Source organism: Neobacillus sp. DFD-2R (assembly GCF_057747865.1).
Window position 1 is genome coordinate 232,700 of the sequence record NZ_CM173228.1, and the last position, 16,272, is coordinate 248,971.

At 35.6% G+C, this 16,272-nt stretch carries 13 protein-coding genes; 11 read left to right on the forward strand and 2 right to left on the reverse strand.

What is annotated here, in order from left to right; translation table 11 throughout:
- Positions 1–10: 10 nt before the first annotated feature.
- Both AC3ANV_RS01195 and AC3ANV_RS01200 read right to left on the reverse strand, forming a co-directional pair.
- Positions 11–4,114 (reverse strand): Ig-like domain-containing protein, encoded by a 4,104-nt coding sequence (locus tag AC3ANV_RS01195; RefSeq protein WP_488311885.1) that lies wholly within the window; start codon positions 4,112–4,114, stop codon positions 11–13.
- 220 nt (positions 4,115–4,334) lie between these two features.
- Positions 4,335–5,153, reverse strand: a complete 819-nt coding sequence (locus AC3ANV_RS01200; protein ID WP_488311886.1) for an SGNH/GDSL hydrolase family protein — start codon at positions 5,151–5,153, stop codon at positions 4,335–4,337.
- A 205-nt stretch (positions 5,154–5,358) separates the two neighbouring features.
- Here AC3ANV_RS01200 and AC3ANV_RS01205 point away from each other — a divergent pair, with 205 nt between their 5' ends.
- From AC3ANV_RS01205 to AC3ANV_RS01255, 11 genes are all read left to right on the forward strand, one after another.
- Complete coding sequence (locus AC3ANV_RS01205) at positions 5,359–6,108, forward strand: YveK family protein (RefSeq protein WP_488311887.1); 750 nt, start codon at positions 5,359–5,361, stop codon at positions 6,106–6,108.
- Positions 6,109–6,157: 49 nt separating this feature from the next.
- Positions 6,158–6,802, forward strand: coding sequence for a CpsD/CapB family tyrosine-protein kinase (locus tag AC3ANV_RS01210; protein WP_488314104.1), 645 nt, complete (start codon positions 6,158–6,160; stop codon positions 6,800–6,802).
- Positions 6,803–6,901: 99 nt separating this feature from the next.
- Complete coding sequence (locus AC3ANV_RS01215) at positions 6,902–7,663, forward strand: tyrosine-protein phosphatase (RefSeq protein ID WP_488311888.1); 762 nt, start codon at positions 6,902–6,904, stop codon at positions 7,661–7,663.
- A 338-nt stretch (positions 7,664–8,001) separates the two neighbouring features.
- Positions 8,002–8,895 carry a UTP--glucose-1-phosphate uridylyltransferase GalU gene (gene galU / locus AC3ANV_RS01220; RefSeq protein WP_488311889.1) on the forward strand — a complete coding sequence of 298 codons (894 nt, stop codon included), beginning with the start codon at positions 8,002–8,004 and terminating at the stop codon, positions 8,893–8,895.
- Positions 8,896–8,915: 20 nt separating this feature from the next.
- Positions 8,916–9,593 (forward strand): sugar transferase, encoded by a 678-nt coding sequence (locus tag AC3ANV_RS01225; RefSeq protein WP_488311890.1) that lies wholly within the window; start codon positions 8,916–8,918, stop codon positions 9,591–9,593.
- A gap of 23 nt (positions 9,594–9,616) precedes the next feature.
- On the forward strand, positions 9,617–10,558 hold the full coding sequence (fcl, locus tag AC3ANV_RS01230) for a GDP-L-fucose synthase (protein WP_488314105.1): 942 nt from the start codon (positions 9,617–9,619) through the stop codon (positions 10,556–10,558).
- 18 nt (positions 10,559–10,576) lie between these two features.
- Positions 10,577–11,656 carry a GDP-mannose 4,6-dehydratase gene (gene gmd, locus AC3ANV_RS01235; RefSeq protein ID WP_488311891.1) on the forward strand — a complete coding sequence of 360 codons (1,080 nt, stop codon included), beginning with the start codon at positions 10,577–10,579 and terminating at the stop codon, positions 11,654–11,656.
- A 147-nt stretch (positions 11,657–11,803) separates the two neighbouring features.
- A complete protein-coding gene (locus AC3ANV_RS01240) occupies positions 11,804–13,069 on the forward strand; it encodes a glycosyltransferase family 4 protein (protein WP_488311892.1) in 1,266 nt (421 codons plus the stop codon).
- Positions 13,070–13,545: 476 nt separating this feature from the next.
- Positions 13,546–14,631: a glycosyltransferase family 4 protein gene (locus AC3ANV_RS01245; RefSeq protein WP_488311893.1), complete on the forward strand. Its 1,086-nt coding sequence runs from the start codon at positions 13,546–13,548 to the stop codon at positions 14,629–14,631.
- 22 nt (positions 14,632–14,653) lie between these two features.
- Positions 14,654–15,196: a serine O-acetyltransferase gene (locus AC3ANV_RS01250; protein WP_488311894.1), complete on the forward strand. Its 543-nt coding sequence runs from the start codon at positions 14,654–14,656 to the stop codon at positions 15,194–15,196.
- Positions 15,197–15,243: 47 nt separating this feature from the next.
- A complete protein-coding gene (locus tag AC3ANV_RS01255; protein ID WP_488311895.1) occupies positions 15,244–16,260 on the forward strand; it encodes a glycosyltransferase family 2 protein in 1,017 nt (338 codons plus the stop codon).
- Positions 16,261–16,272 lie beyond the last annotated feature (12 nt).

Here is a 16,272-nt window from a genome sequence, read left to right on the forward strand (position 1 = left end):
CTAGTCTAGGTTATTTTAAAACCCCGTTTTTATCGAAAAAGTACCTTTTTCCTGAGATTTTAACCCAACCGGTTTGCATGATTCCACTTGCATTGAAGTAGTAACGGTTTTTTCCTATTTTTGCCCAACCTGTTTGCATAGCGCCGCTGTTAGTAAGGTAATACAAGGAAGAACCGCTTTTTAGCCAGCCCGTTTGCATAGCGCCGTTGGTTTTGAAGTAATACCAGGAAGATCCAACTTTAACCCAACCGGTTTTCATTGCACCGGTCTTATCGAAGAAATACCAGGTAGCTCCTTCTTTGTACCAGCCTGTTTTCTTTATTCCGGTTTTTGAGTCGTAATAATACCAAGTACCTTTTTCTTTTACCCAACCTGAAAGTTTGGTTTTAGAAACGATAACCTTTGTTTCAGTACTCACATTGCCAGCTTGGTCTGTTACTGTAACAATGATTTCAGTTTCGCCTGTTTGAACAGGGATCGTTACATTAAATTTGCCGTCAGCCCCAACTGTTCCAGAGCCAATGGTAACACCTTTAACTTTTACCTGAACTTTTGATCCCGCTTCCGCTTGCCCGGTAAGAGAAGTTGTTTTGTCAGTTACTCCATTTACAATCGGTTTAGCAGGGGAGGTAGCATCTTTAACTACTACAGTAGTTGATTCGCTCACATTCCCAGCCTTGTCCGTAGCGGAAATCACTAATTGAGTCTCCGCTTTTTGAACAGGAATCGTTACACTAACCTTGCCATCAGATCCGGCAGTCCCAGAACCTATAACAGCTCCATTTACTTTAATCTCAATTTTAGATCCAGCTTCGGCTTGCCCAATAACAGAAGTATCTTTATCGGTTACTTTATTCACCACAGGTTTAGCAGGGGAGGTAACGTCCTTGACTACAACAGTAGTGGTTTCGCTCACATTTTCAGCTTTGTCAGTTGCGGTTATCAGTAATTGAGTCCCAGCGTTTTGTACAGGGATGGTCACAGAAAACTTACCATCAGTACCAGCAGTCCCAGAGCCAATAGCAGCCCCATTTACTTTGATTTCAACTTTAGCCCCAGCTTCGGCTTGTCCAATAACAGAAGTATCTTTATCAGTGACTTCATTAACCACAGGTTTAGCAGGAGAGGTAACGTCCTTGACCTCAGCAATAGTGGTTTCGCTCACATTTCCAGCTTTGTCAGTAGCGGTAATCAGTAATTGAGTCCCCGCGTTTTGAACAGGGATCGTTATAGAAAACTTGCCATCAGTTCCAGTAGTCCCAGAACCAATAATAGATCCGTTAACTGTTATCTCAACTTTAGATCCCACTTCCGCTTGCCCAGTTACAGACGAATCTTTGTCAGTGACTTCATGTACAACCGGTTTAGCAGGGGAGGTAGCATCTTTGACCACAACAGTAGTCGATTCACTAACATTCCCGGCTTGATCGGTTGCGGAAACAACTAATGATGTTCCAGCTATTTGAACCGGAATAGTAATGTTGAACTTCCCGTCAGTAGCCACTATACCAGTTCCAATGGAATTGCCATTTGCAATTATAGTAACCGAGGACCCTATTTCCGCCGAACCTGTAATAATGGAATCTTTATCTGTTACCTCGTTAACCACTGGTTTAGCAGGTGCGGTAGCGTCTTTTACGACTACTTTTGTAGAAGCGCTCACGTTCCCTGCTTTATCCGTAGCATTCACGAATAACTCTGTATTTGCGCTTTGGACTGGAATAGTAACACTAAACTTCCCATCAGCACCGACAGTGTCATTCCCGATCACAGTACCATTAGTTTTTATCGAAATCGATGCCCCTACTTCAGCTGTACCGGTAACAGAAGTATCCTTATCCGTAACAGCATTCACTATTGGCATATCCGGTGCTGTAATATCCTTTACAATAACGTCTTTAGTAGTAACTAGTACGTTATCAGAATTATAAACTTCAAACGTCAAAGTATTATTTTCAATTAGATTGTTAACAGGAATCGTAAAATATCCTTGATCATTGGAAGTGCTATTACCTACTTGATTATTATTTTCTATGATCTTCACAGTTGAATTTGTCAAAGCTTTACCCGTAATCGACTGCGAATTTTTTGTGAAGTCATCAATATAGATATCTGCTACTTTATAAGAATAGTAGTAGCTGTAACCGGATAAATCAGTAATTTTTACATTTAAAGTATTACTAGTACCAATGTTGAAATCAGTAATTCTAAATGTACCATCGCTCTTTAACGCGACAATTTGCCCATTAATCTCCATCGTGACAAAAGGAAGTGTTGCCCCGGTTAAATTAACTTTGCCATTGCTGCTGACAAGCGGAGTATCATAAAGCTTAAATGGTACATTAGTTAAAATTCGATTACTAGCAATTAAACTAGAAATATAGTTAGAACCAGTTAAGACTGCTTGCCCGTTACCGGGTGTGTAATAACCAAAGTAGATACTATTTGTAATAAGGCTGCCGCCAGTTATTCGGAGCCCTCCGTAGCTTCTCAAGCCACCAAGTACATATACATTTCCATTGATTGTAACATTGCTATTAATCGTTAAAGTAGCTCCCGGGACAATGTATACATCTGAATTAACAGTCTTATTTGACCATGATTGACTAGTTGTTACGATATAGCTGTCTAATGGATTAACTGATTTTATAACAGTAAAATTGCCAGCACTTAAATCAGTCTGTTCCGCTTTAACAATAGTTGAATTACCATTCGTATCTTTTATTTCAATGGAGTCAGCTTTCCAATTGCCTACTTCTGTATTTCCATCAATAGGAAGGTTGCCTGCAAAATGAGAGCCGTCATAACTAAGAGGTACGGTTACTTTCGCCTGACTAACAGGGGATATGTAGGTAATCGTCGCGTCCTGCAAGTTGGTATCATCGGTCCCATCTACAGTAAAATTCACCTGATCTCCAGACTCTACCACATTTTTATCGATGGATAGTTTAGAAAAGGAGGGTGGATTTGATTCTGTGTAAACAGTAAATTCACCATTGGCTAACTTTCCATTTGTATCATTATAATTGGCAAGATAGGTGTAGTTACCTGAAGTGTCATAAATCATCATGTAATCGACTTTAAAAACTCCGGGTTCAAAGTTAGCTGTGATAGAAATAGTTCCCTCGAAAGAATTAGTTTCAGAGTTGTAGTTCATCGGAACAGAAAAACTCCTCTGAGCAATTGGAGTTTTGTAATACAAGTAAATATTGCGTACTGCTACATCATCAGTTGCCTTCACACTAACTTTTACAGTATCCCCAACAGTAAATGCTTTTTTATTTATACTGATGCTTTCAAGAGTTGGCTTTGTCACGTCAGCTCCGCTTGTTCCGCTAACAGTAAATTCCCCATTGGCTAACTTTCCATCAGAGTCATTATAATTGGCTAAATAAGTGTAATTACCTGAAGTGTCGTAAATCATCAAGTAATCTACTTTAAAAACTCCAGATTCAAAATTAGCAGGGATAGAAATAGTTCCCTCGAAAGAATCAGTTTCAGAGTTGAAATTCATCGGAACAGAAAAACTCCTCTGAGCAATGGGAGTTTTGTAATATAAGTAAATATTACGTACAGCCACATCATCAGTTGCCTTCACACTAATTTTTACTGTATCCCCAACAGTGACTGCTTTCTTATCTATACTGATGCTTTCAAGAGCTGGCTTTGTTACGTCAGCTCCGCTTGTTCCACTAACAGTAAATTCTCCATTGGCTAACTTTCCATCAGAATCATTATAATTGGCTAAATAAGTGTAATTACCTGAAGTGTCGTAAATCATCAAGTAATCTACTTTAAAAAGTCCAGATTCGAAATTAGCAGGAATAGAAATAGTTCCTTGATAAGTATTAGTTTCAGAGTTAAAGTTCATAGGAACAGAAAAACTTCTCTGAGCAATTGGAGTTTTGTAATATAAGTAAATATTACGTATCCCCACATCATCAGTTGCTTTTATACTAATTGTTACTGTATCTCCTGCAGTAACATTCTTCTTATCCACACTAATACTATCCAATACAGGTTTTGTCACATCCGCTGCCGCATACACATGGTTAAATGGTAGCGTGCTAATAATTAATAATAAAGCAGTTATAAATGATAGAACCCTACGCAACCTACACTCCTCTTTTCTTTATGAATACTAAGTAGTTAATAATTATATAATTTACTGAAAAATAGATTGACTGATTTGAATAGATCACCTCACTAATCTACCAATATTTTGCATCTCGAAATATATTATATATCTTAAAATAACAGGTGGAAATACCTTGAAAAGTAAAAATAAAGAGAATTTATACCTAATAAAAAAACAGACTCTTGTGAGAGTCTGCTCATTCGCTAATCAAATATTTAATTAAATAGTCACTCCACACCTGGTTCCCTTTTTCACTAGGAGCACTTTGGTCAGGAAGTAGGTAGTCTTTAAATTTTTCCGAATTGGTATCCGGCCAAGCGGACCAATGATCCAGATAAGCAATATGATTAGATGCAGCATATTTTTTTAGCTTAGCCACCTGAATCGGATAAAACTTCGCTTTATATAAAGGAAAGGATGGCTGAAGGATAAAAGTGGTTTCAGGTTTTTTCACTTTAATATCTGCCATCATTTTCGAAACATCTTTTAATGATTCCTCAATTTTAACGTTTCCGTTATTCATTAAGATAAAGGGCTCCAATACAATTAGATCGGCATCTTCAGCCGCTACTTCCTCTTGTTTATTGCCAGTAACGAATTGGGTAGAAGTAGAGTCAAAGGTTTGGACATCCACTTGGATGGTATTCTCCCCAAATGCTTCCATCAGTTTTTCTTTTACGTTCTTAAAAGTGCCGGCTGTTTCAGAGCCGATTGCCGGTGAGCCGACGAACAGAATCTTATAGGGCTTTTTCTCTTTAATAGCTTGCTGGAATCGCTCAACAGACGTTGTTGGCCAATTTTTTGTTAAAGCGATCAACTCGGTTTCATCCATTGAACGATCAACTTTCTGATCAGGTAAACTAGTATTCTCTTCATGTTTAGAATGAAGGTTTAAACTTTTAGCCGAAGCGGCAATTTTATGATTCCAATACGAATGGCCAAAATATAGTACAGTAATGCAAATAATACCTAATAGAGCTGTAAGAAAATTCCTCATGACCCAACTAACCCCCATAATGTTATGCACTCCCATTATAACAAAAATCATTTGAAAGTTTATTCCAATTTCGATATTTATCTACAATAATTTACAAAATGCTGTAAAATAAGTGAGGGAAATGATATAAAATTTGTAAATGTGAAAAAATAAACATGAATCATAAATGTTCTATGATATAATAATTTTTGTTTTTATTTATGGATAATTTAGGGAGGACCTCATGGAAGAAACCATCAGTTTACAAGAGTTACTGCAAACACTGCGAAAACGAATTAGTTTAATTTTAAGCATCACATTCATTGCGGTTTTAATTAGTGGAGTGGTCAGCTATTTTTTCTTAACCCCCGTCTATCAAGCTTCCACACAGCTTCTAGTTAATCAATCCAAAAAGGACCAGAATACGTTTAATTACAATGAAGTACAAACAAACTTACAACTTATTAATACGTATAATGTCATCATAAAAAGCCCTGCTATTCTTGAGTTAGTTATTAAAGATTTACATTTGAACATGACTGCTGCACAGCTTAATCAAAAAATTACTGTGCAAAATGAAAAGGATTCACAAGTTGTTAATTTATCAGTCCAAGATACAAGTGCGGTATCTGCGGCAAAAATTGCGAATAAAACAGCGGACGTCTTTAAAGATCAGATTGTAAAAATCATGAGTGTTGACAATGTTAGTGTTCTTGCGAAAGCAGAAGTCGCTGAAAATCCTTCACCAATTAAGCCAAGACCGCTAATAAATATTGCGATTGCTTTGGTTGTAGGTTTGATGGCAGGAGTAGGTTTAGCATTTTTGCTAGAGTACTTTGACAATACCGTCAAAAATGAGCAGGAAATTGAAAAACTACTTGGCTTACCGGTACTTGGAGTAATCGCTAAGATGGATGAAACGCAAATGAAGAAAAGTCAGAAAAAAAGCTTAGAACGAAATGCAAGAGTTAGAGGTGAGTCCATTGGTTCTTAAAAAAAATAATAAGAAAAATAGTCATACGAATAGAAGAACAATTGTCACGATGTTGGATTCTAAGTCACCGATATCAGAACAATATCGAACAATAAGGACAAATATTCAATATTCCTCGATTGATCATGATGTTAAGACACTAATGGTTACTTCTGCGGGACCGGGAGAAGGAAAATCAACAACAGTTGCCAACTTAGCAGTCGTGTTTGCACAACAAGGAAAAAAAGTATTACTAGTTGATGCAGATTTACGTAAACCAACGGTCCACTATACATTTAATCAAACCAACACATACGGTTTGACAAGTGTTTTAACAAAACAATTAACATTAGAAAAGGCCGTTTCAGAGACGGATGAAAAGAATTTATTTATCTTGCCAAGCGGGCCAATTCCTCCCAATCCAGCTGAATTAATGAGTTCAAAATCGATGGATGTATTCTTCGATTATGCAAAAGAATTTTTCGATGTTATTCTATTTGATACGCCACCAATTCTAGTGGTTACCGATGCACAGATTTTAGCCAATAAATGCGAGGGTACCATCCTAGTTGTTTCTAGTGAAATAACGGGGAAAGAGCAAATGATAAAAGCGAAAGAACTTCTTGAATCCGCACAAAGTAAATTGCTTGGGGTTGTTTTAAACAATAAGAAGATAGAAAACACAAACTATTATTATTATTACGGGGTTAAATAACAATATTCGACAAATTACACCCTTTACCGCATTTTTTAAAAGTGATAGACTGATAAAAGTTTAGTTTTACTGGCAGTTTTTTGGAAGGGAGTGGCTTGTATGATTGATATTCATTGTCATATATTACCAGGTGTTGACGATGGGGCAAAAAATGTTGATGATAGCATAATAATGGCAAAACAAGCAGCAAAAGAAGGAATCCACACGATCATCGCCACCCCTCATTTAAATAGTCAATATGATAATCGAAGACTATTAATACTAGATAAGGTTGAAGAGTTAAATCAGGTTCTACAAAATGAGAAAATTAATGTAAAAATCCTTGCAGGACAAGAACCGAGGATTTACGGTGAAATTTTAGAGGATTATGAAACCAATCAAATACAAACGCTAAATGATAGTCAGTATTTATTTATTGAATTTCCATCGAGCCATGTACCAAGATATACAGATAAACTACTATTTGATATCCAGGTGAAAGGACTCACCCCGATCATTGTTCACCCTGAAAGAAATTCGGAACTGATAGAACGACCTGAGGTTTTATATCGGTTTGTCGAAAAGGGTGCACTTACACAAGTAACAGCCTCAAGCCTTTGTGGCTATTTTGGGAAAAAAATAAAAAATTTCTCCATCCAATTAATCGAAGCAAATTTAACACATTTCATCGCCTCTGATGCCCATAACGTTGTGAATCGAACATTTAAAATGGAAGAAGCTTTTGATTTCATCGACTCAAAGTTTGGGGATGATCAGGTCTTTCTTTTTAAAGAAAATACAGAGCTTTTGATTGCTGGCCAAAATGTCATTAAGGAAATGCCAGAGCAAATCAAAAAGAAACGGTTCTTTAAAATCTTTTAACCAAGTAAGTAGATGAAATTTTGTGGGTTTAATAACACACCATTTTTATCAGGTTCTATTACCTGATCGGCGAGGCTCCCTGTCCGTTACAAATGGGGGCACTCGATTATGCTGTGGGAGGGAAGAAGTTTGTTCCTATCCTTAGACGCATGTCGTCAAAAGCATGATGTGAGGACGGGTTAGATGCCCGATTTAATAACAAAACAATAAATATCTAATGAAAGAACAAGTATGAAAGCACTTGCATTTCCATTAGATATTTATTTTTTTGTCCACGTACTTTAGTGTGGAAAAGTCTTTTTTAGATAAACGAAATAAAGATAATTGGAGGGTCACAATTGAAGAAAGTAAGAAAGGCTATTATCCCAGCAGCTGGACTAGGAACAAGATTTTTACCGGCTACAAAAGCCATGCCGAAAGAAATGTTACCAATTGTAGATAAACCAACTATTCAATACATAGTTGAAGAAGCGGTTGCTTCCGGTATTGAGGATATCATTATTGTTACTGGTAAAGGGAAGCGCGCGATTGAAGATCATTTTGATTTTGCGTCTGAACTAGAGAGGAACCTAATAGAGAAAGAGAAATACGACATTTTAGAAAAAGTCCAATATTCTTCAAATCTAGCGGATATCCACTATATCCGTCAAAAGGAACCAAAAGGTCTTGGACATGCTGTATGGTGTGCACGTAACTTTATTGGCAATGAACCATTTGCTGTTCTTTTGGGTGACGATATCGTTCAAAGTGAGACACCTTGTTTAAGACAATTAATTAATCAATATGAAGATACTTTTTCATCTGTTATTGGTGTTCAACAAGTTTCAGACTCTGAAACACACCGTTACGGAATTATTGATCCGTCTTCTCAAGAAGGGCGTCGTTATCAAGTGAGTAACTTTGTTGAAAAACCAAAGCCAGGAACAGCACCATCTAACTTAGCTATTATGGGACGCTATATCTTAACACCTGAAATCTTTATGTTTCTTGATCGTCAAGAAAAAGGTGCAGGGGGAGAAATTCAATTAACAGATGCGATCCAAAGGCTAAATGAAATTCAAAGAGTGTTTGCGTACGATTTTGAAGGAATGCGCTATGACGTTGGAGAGAAGTTTGGATTTGTTAAAACAACAATTGAATTTGCGATGAAGCATGAAGATCTTCGTGATGAGATGCTAGATTACTTAAGAAATCTTGTTTCCACATATGAAAATGAAAAGGTAACGTTATAGAGAGAGGGAAGGGGTTAAGATTGGCTGAAATTGCAAATCAAGAAGGGGCTTATGTAGAAACACAAAAATCGATTTTAATTGTTAATGAGCGGAAGCCATACCTATTATTAAAAAGATTGATAGATATTATGGGCGCTTCATTCGGAATTATTTTATTGTGCTTTCTTTTTGTTATTATCGCTATCCTAATAAAATTAGAAGACCCAAATGGAAGAGTCTTCTTCTCCCAAAAACGGATTGGATTAAATGGAAAGGAATTTAAAATGTTTAAATTCCGTTCGATGGTATCGAATGCGGAGGAAAAGCTAGCTGAACTCCTTAAACATAATGAAATTTCTGGAGCAATGTTTAAGATGAAAGAGGATCCGCGCATTACAAGGGTAGGAAAGTTCATTAGGAAGACAAGCATTGATGAATTGCCGCAGCTTTTTAATGTATTAAAAGGGGAAATGAGCTTGGTTGGACCACGTCCTCCGCTGCCAAGGGAAGTAGCAGATTACACTGATTACGATAAGCAACGCTTAATGGTAACACCGGGATGCACAGGGCTTTGGCAAGTAAGCGGAAGAAACAGTCTTAGTTTTGAGGAAATGGTGCGACTAGATATTAAATATATCCGAAACCGATCAATACTATTTGATATAAAAATTATATTAAAAACGGTCCTCGTATTATTCGGATCAAAAGACGCATTTTAGGGAAAAGGGGTACAGAATTAATGATGAATAAAGATTCAAAAATATATGTAGCTGGACATCGTGGTCTTGTAGGTTCTGCAATTGTAAGGAAACTCGAAGAAAAAGGCTACACTAATTTAGTATATCGAACAAGCAAAGAATTAGACTTAAGAGACAAATATGCAGTTGATAGCTTTTTTGCAGAAGAAAAACCTGAGTTTGTTTTTCTTGCTGCAGCAAAAGTAGGCGGTATTGTGGCGAATAACGAATATCCAGCTGATTTCATTCGTGACAACCTATTAATTCAAACCAACATCATTGATGCTGCTTATCGTAATGATGTGAAAAAATTACTATTCCTTGGAAGTACGTGTATTTATCCAAAAATGGCACCGCAGCCGTTAAAAGAAGAATACCTGTTAACGGGTGAACTTGAGCCAACAAATGACGCTTATGCGATTGCGAAAATTGCAGGAATTAAAATGTGCCAATCCTATAATCGTCAATACGGTACACAATATATTTCCGTTATGCCGACCAATTTATATGGGGAAAATGATAACTTTGATCTTCATACCTCTCATGTGTTACCGGCATTAATGCGTAAATTCCATGAAGCAAAGGAAAACAATGCGCCATTCGTAGAAGTATGGGGAACAGGCACACCAAAACGCGAATTCTTATATGCAGATGACCTTGCGGATGCGTGTGTCTATCTTATCAATAATTATTCAGGTAATGAAATTGTTAATATCGGTGTTGGGGACGATCTTCCAATAAAAGACTTAGCAGAAAAAATTAAAGAAGTGGTTGGCTTCACTGGTGAGATTCAGTTTGATACTACTAAACCGGATGGAACACCAAGAAAATTAGTTGATGTAACAAAGCTAAATTCTTTAGGGTGGAAAGCAACTACTTCCCTGGAAGAGGGACTAAAGAAAGCATACCAATGGTTTTTAGATCACCAACTAACAAAAGTAAACTAACATACATCGGAGGACAAAATGAAAAAAGCATTAATTACAGGTGTAACCGGCCAAGACGGATCTTATTTAGCGGAGTTTCTATTAGAAAAAGGGTATGAGGTACACGGAATCATTCGTCGTAGTTCTTCCTATAATCAAGAGCGTTTAGAAGATCTTCTTACTGAAGAAGAAGCCAATGCATTATTAAACAATCAAAACTTCCATCTTCATTATGGAGATGTTACTGATGCGTTAAATGTTACCCGTATCATTGGTGAAATTCAACCAGATGAAATTTACAATCTAGCAGCACAATCACATGTTCGGGTTTCCTTTGATATGCCCGGGTATACTTTAGACGTTGATGCAAAAGGTACCTTAAACATTTTGGAAGCAGTTCGGATTTTAGGGTTAACAGAAAAAACCCGTGTTTATCAAGCGTCAACTTCTGAATTGTTCGGAAAAGTTCAGGAAGTTCCACAAAAAGAAACAACACCTTTTTATCCAAGATCTCCATATGGCGTGGCAAAAATTTATGGATTCTGGATTACGAAAAACTATCGTGAATCCTATAAAATGTTTGCAGTAAACGGAATTTTATTTAACCATGAATCGGAGCGTCGTGGTGAAACATTTGTAACTCGTAAAATTACACTAGCAGCTGCACGAATTGCACAAGGTAAACAAAAGAAATTAATGTTAGGTAACCTAGATTCGCTACGAGATTGGGGCTATGCAAAAGATTACGTTGAATGTATGTGGTTAATCCTACAACATGACAATCCAGAAGACTTTGTTATTGCCACTGGCGAAATGCACTCAGTACGCGAATTTGTAGAGTTATCATTCAAACACGTTGGTGTTGAAATTGAATGGACTGGCCAAGGTGTAGAAGAGAAAGGTGTTAATAAAGCAACTGGAGAAGTCATTGTTGAAGTTGATCCTAAATTCTTCCGTCCTGCTGAAGTAGAACAATTATTAGGGGACCCAACAAAATCCAAAACATTATTAGGTTGGAATCCAACCAAGACACCATTTGAGGAGTTAGTTCGTATTATGGTGGAGGCAGACATGAGGAAAGTTCAGAAAGAAGAAAAAATTAAAAAGATGTTTGATTAATATATAAAATTAGGTTTGAGGTAGGTAAATTATCTACCTCAATTTCTTTTAAGTTGAAGATTTCCATATAAAGAAAAATATACAGAGGCTGTACAGTTTGTACCATGCATACACTTGTAGCCTCAACGAATAGGGAAGAGATACTACATGGTTGAAAAGATGCAAACTGAAAAGAAAAAGCTTTTAATATATGCCCATTACTATATTCCAGATGTGGCTTCCACAGGTCAAATTCTAAAAGAACTGGCAGAAGGAATGCTTCATGAATTTGATATAACAATAATTTGTGTTGTTCCTTCCTATACTGGAAAGGTTGATGCCAAGTTTAGGAATAAATTGTTTTATAAGGAAGAAATAAATGGTGTTAAGATTATTAGAATCCGTGTACCTGAATTCTCCAAGAACAACAAAATCAGCAGAATTAAAAATATCCTAGCATATTTCTTTGGATCTATGATTGCAACATATAAGGTTGGAAAGATGGATTATGTATATTCGATTTCTCAACCTCCTATACTTGGAGGGCTGATTGGTGTCTGGGGAAAATGGATGAAGCAAGCAAAATACATCTATAATATTCAGGACTTCAATCCAGAACAAACTATGGCAGTTGGTTATAGCAAGAATAAGGTGATTCTAAATACAATGATGTTGTTTGATAAATTTAGCTGTAATCGTGCGGACAAGGTAATTGTTGTTGGTCGTGATATGGTTGAAACCCTGAAAGGTAGGTTTATAGGTAAGAAAGTACCGAATCATGTCTTTATTAATAACTGGATTAATGAGAAGGAAATCTTTCCTCTTCCAGCTGATAATGATAAAGTGGTAGATTTTAAAAAGAAATATGGATTGGAAAATAAATTAATTATTATGTATTCCGGAAACCTTGGTCTCTATTATGATCTTGAGAACTTGATGGGTGTCATTAAGAATTTTAGGGATAGGGAAGATGTTGCTTTTGCATTTGTAGGGGAAGGTACTATTAGAGATAAACTAGTTCTCTATAAGGAAAATTACAACCTTAAAAATGTAACTTTTATTCCTTATCAAAATAAAGCTGACCTTATCTACAGCCTAAATGCCGGAGATTTACACTGGTGCATAAACGCAAAGGGTATTAAAGGTGTTAGTGTTCCGAGTAAGTTGTACGGAATTATGGCAACCGGAAGACCTGTGTTAGGCATGCTGGAGGAAGGTTCTGAGGCAAGACTTATTATTGAAGAGACAAACTGCGGTCTAGTCTGTGAACCAGGGGACTACGGAAAAGTAGAGAAGAACATTAAATGGTTTATTGATAATGCAGGAAGTTATGAGATGGCTTCCATGGGAGCCCGTGGACGGGCTTATCTAGTTAAAAACCTCACAAAAGACGTGTCTATAAAGAAATATATCGAGGAAATCAAAAACAGTTAAAAACAGAACAATTTGATGTGGAAGAAGACATCGGTTTTCACGTGTACTTTTCATCCGAATCCTGAGAAAGCTTTGCTGAATATGAATTTAGAAAGTAACAAATATCATAAGTCGGTATCATATCAATATGAAGGATTTACTAAAACGAGTGAATTGAAATACTATTATACAATTTCAGAGGCAGAATCGTGATATGTTAGTTTGTCAAACTTGATTCAGTTAGCATTTAAAGTGTATTAAAGTTATCGGAAATGAGTATGTGACAAGAAATCCCTTGAAAAATGGCAGATCTTAATTTGGTAGAAAATTGAACACTAATTTGATTCATTAAAGAAGATATTTGTAGTTGTAGCACCACAATGTTAGAACGTAAAAATGGCAGATGTTTTTGGTAAAGTTCATGCGAAGACCTATATTCAAGGGGCAAATTATAATCCATTAGCACTGTGTGCGGGATGTATTTGAGGTAGATTAGAATGATTAAGAGGAAAATATGTTTTATAGCACAGTTTCCGCCTCCGATTCATGGTTTATCTAAGGCGGTCGAAACTTTATATAATTCCAACCTTGCTGAAGAATTTGAATTTGAAAAAGTCGATATTACAAATAATAAAAGATTTTTTAATAATTTGATTTCAATTTTAAAAAGTCCTGCTGATTTGTTTTACTTTACAATTAGTCAGACAACAGGTGGTAATTTTAGAGATTTGATTATTCTAAAGATTTTGTCACTGCAACACAAGAAGTGTCTAATTCATCTTCACGGCGGTTATTATCGAAAGCTGGTCGATAGTGATATGTCAGGCTGGCAGAGGAAGATGAATTATAAGGCAATAAAAAAATTGAAGGGAGCAATAGTTCTTAGCCCTTCTTTGAAGTCAATTTTTCAAGGTATGATTGACGAAGATAAAATTTATGTTATTCCAAACTGTGTTGATGATGAATTTCTAATGTCTAATGCTGAATTACAAGAGAAAATGGCCGCGGTTAAACACAAGGAAATTTTGCACGTTTTGTATTTAAGTAATTTCATTAGGAGCAAAGGCTATCTAGAAGTACTTGAGATGGCAAGGTTGGAAAAAGAACGTGTGGTTTCGGGAGAAAGGAAGAGGCTACACTTTGATTTTGCTGGTAAGTTTTTTGTAGAGAATGAAAAGGAATTTTTTGAAAGTTATATTAGGGAAAATAAGCTTCAGGATTATGTAACTTATCATGGTATTGTAGGTGGTCAACAAAAGAAAAACTTGCTGAAAAAATGTGATATTTTTATGCTATTAACTCGTTATCCGAATGAAGGTCAGCCTATTAGTATTTTAGAGGCTATGGGTAATGGTATGGTAATTGTGACTACTGATCATGCTGGTATTCCAGATATTGTTGAAGACGGTATAAATGGCATAGTTGTAAAGACAGCAGATGTAAAAAAGGTAAATAAGATTTTATTGAGGATAAAAAGACTTAATTATAGTGAAATTGGCTTTTGTAATCGAAATAAAGCTAAAAATTTATATAATGAGGATAAATATCTAAGTTTAATGAAAAGAGTATTAAAGCTGGATTAATTCGGTAGAATTGGAGAAAAAAATGAATTTTTATCAATTGCAAGTTATAGTTAAAAAAGATATTTCAAGATATAAAAGTAATAATTCTTCAACTCTTATTGCGTATATCAAAAATCCAGGGTTAAAACTTGTACTTTTTTTACGCCTGTGTCAATTCCTCGAAAGAAAAAAGATATTTATACCTTTATATTTATTATGCAGAATGTATTATAGGCATTTATGTACGAAGTTTGGTATTGATATGCCAAGCCATTCTCAATTTGGTGGGGGACTATATATACCGCACGCTATTGCTGGTGGCATTGTAATTAATGCGAATTCTGTCGTTGGAGAGAATGTAATTATATTATCTGGTGTTGTTATTGGTGGAAATCATACAGGGACTCCAGTAATAGGAAACAATGTCTTTATTGGAGCTAATTCTATTATAATTGGAAACATTCGAATTGGTGATAATGTGACAATTGGTGCAGGGTCAACTGTTACTCGCGATGTTCCTGATAATGCTGTAGTTTACGGTGAAGCTTCTGCTGTTAAAAGAATTGCAAACCACCCAACACGTTGAATTTGTCTTAAGATTATTGTCAGGAAACTTTAGAGGAGAAATAAAATATGAGTGAATATTTAATATCAGTTTGCATTCCGAGCTACAATAGACCTTTAGAGCTTAGAAGGTTACTTAAGAGTATAGATTGTGATCCTAAATGGGGAGTACAAATTGTTGTTTGTGAAGACAAATCTCCTAAAAGATTAGAAATTAGAAAAATAGTTGAATCATATAAAAACGAAACTAATTATGATGTAAAGTATGTAGAAAATACTTATAATCTGGGTTATGACGGAAACATTCGAAATCTTATTGAACAGTCTAAAGGTGACTATATTATTTTTATGGGTGATGATGACCAATTTATTCCTCGCAAATTGGACATGCTGTGTGAATTTATTAATGAAAATAATCAATTGGGATATATTTTAAGGTCATACAGAAACAATTATAAAAATGGCGATGTAGAATATTATAGATATTACCCACAAACTACTTTTTTTGATGCTGGTGAAAAAACCTATATTAATTTATTTAGAAAAAGTGTTTTTATTTCTGGTTTTACTTTTAGACGGGAATTAGCATTATCTACTTTAACTGATAGATTTGATGGCACGTTACTATATCAACTATATGTGCAAGCCGAAATTTGTTTGAATTATCCGAGTGCATATTTTAATGAACCTATTACTGAAGCAAATGAGGGTGGTGAATTTTACTTCGGTAGTAGTGCAAGTGAGAAAAAGTTTTATACTCCCAACAAACATACGGTTGAAGGAGAAGTTAACTTTATTTCTAGTTTTTTTAAAATTACAAGATATATCGATGAAAAGTACAACATTAATTCTACAACACAGATAAAGATAGATATGTCAAAGTATTCTTTCCCTATGCTTGCGCTAGTTAGTGAAAATGGAAAATCCGATTTGAAAGATTACTATAAACGTTTGAATCAGCTTGGATTTGATTGCACAAAGTTTTTTAATCTTTATTATGTTGGACTAATAGTTTTTGGACCAACTTTTTGTAGGGGACTTATAAGAATTATTAAAAACGTTATTGGGAGAACACCTCATTTATAATGTTTTCTGTAC

What these genes read in the sequence shown, in the direction of transcription:
- AC3ANV_RS01200 (WP_488311886.1), bottom strand. Translation starts at nt 5,153, where the DNA reads ATGGGGGTTAGTTGGGTCATGAGGAATTTTCTTACAGCTCTATTAGGT.
- AC3ANV_RS01205 (WP_488311887.1), top strand. Translation starts at nt 5,359, where the DNA reads ATGGAAGAAACCATCAGTTTACAAGAGTTACTGCAAACACTGCGAAAA.
- AC3ANV_RS01210 (WP_488314104.1), top strand. Translation starts at nt 6,158, where the DNA reads ATGTTGGATTCTAAGTCACCGATATCAGAACAATATCGAACAATAAGG.
- AC3ANV_RS01215 (WP_488311888.1), top strand. Translation starts at nt 6,902, where the DNA reads ATGATTGATATTCATTGTCATATATTACCAGGTGTTGACGATGGGGCA.
- fcl (WP_488314105.1), top strand. Translation starts at nt 9,617, where the DNA reads ATGAATAAAGATTCAAAAATATATGTAGCTGGACATCGTGGTCTTGTA.
- gmd (WP_488311891.1), top strand. Translation starts at nt 10,577, where the DNA reads ATGAAAAAAGCATTAATTACAGGTGTAACCGGCCAAGACGGATCTTAT.
- AC3ANV_RS01240 (WP_488311892.1), top strand. Translation starts at nt 11,804, where the DNA reads ATGGTTGAAAAGATGCAAACTGAAAAGAAAAAGCTTTTAATATATGCC.
- AC3ANV_RS01245 (WP_488311893.1), top strand. Translation starts at nt 13,546, where the DNA reads ATGATTAAGAGGAAAATATGTTTTATAGCACAGTTTCCGCCTCCGATT.
- AC3ANV_RS01250 (WP_488311894.1), top strand. Translation starts at nt 14,654, where the DNA reads ATGAATTTTTATCAATTGCAAGTTATAGTTAAAAAAGATATTTCAAGA.
- AC3ANV_RS01255 (WP_488311895.1), top strand. Translation starts at nt 15,244, where the DNA reads ATGAGTGAATATTTAATATCAGTTTGCATTCCGAGCTACAATAGACCT.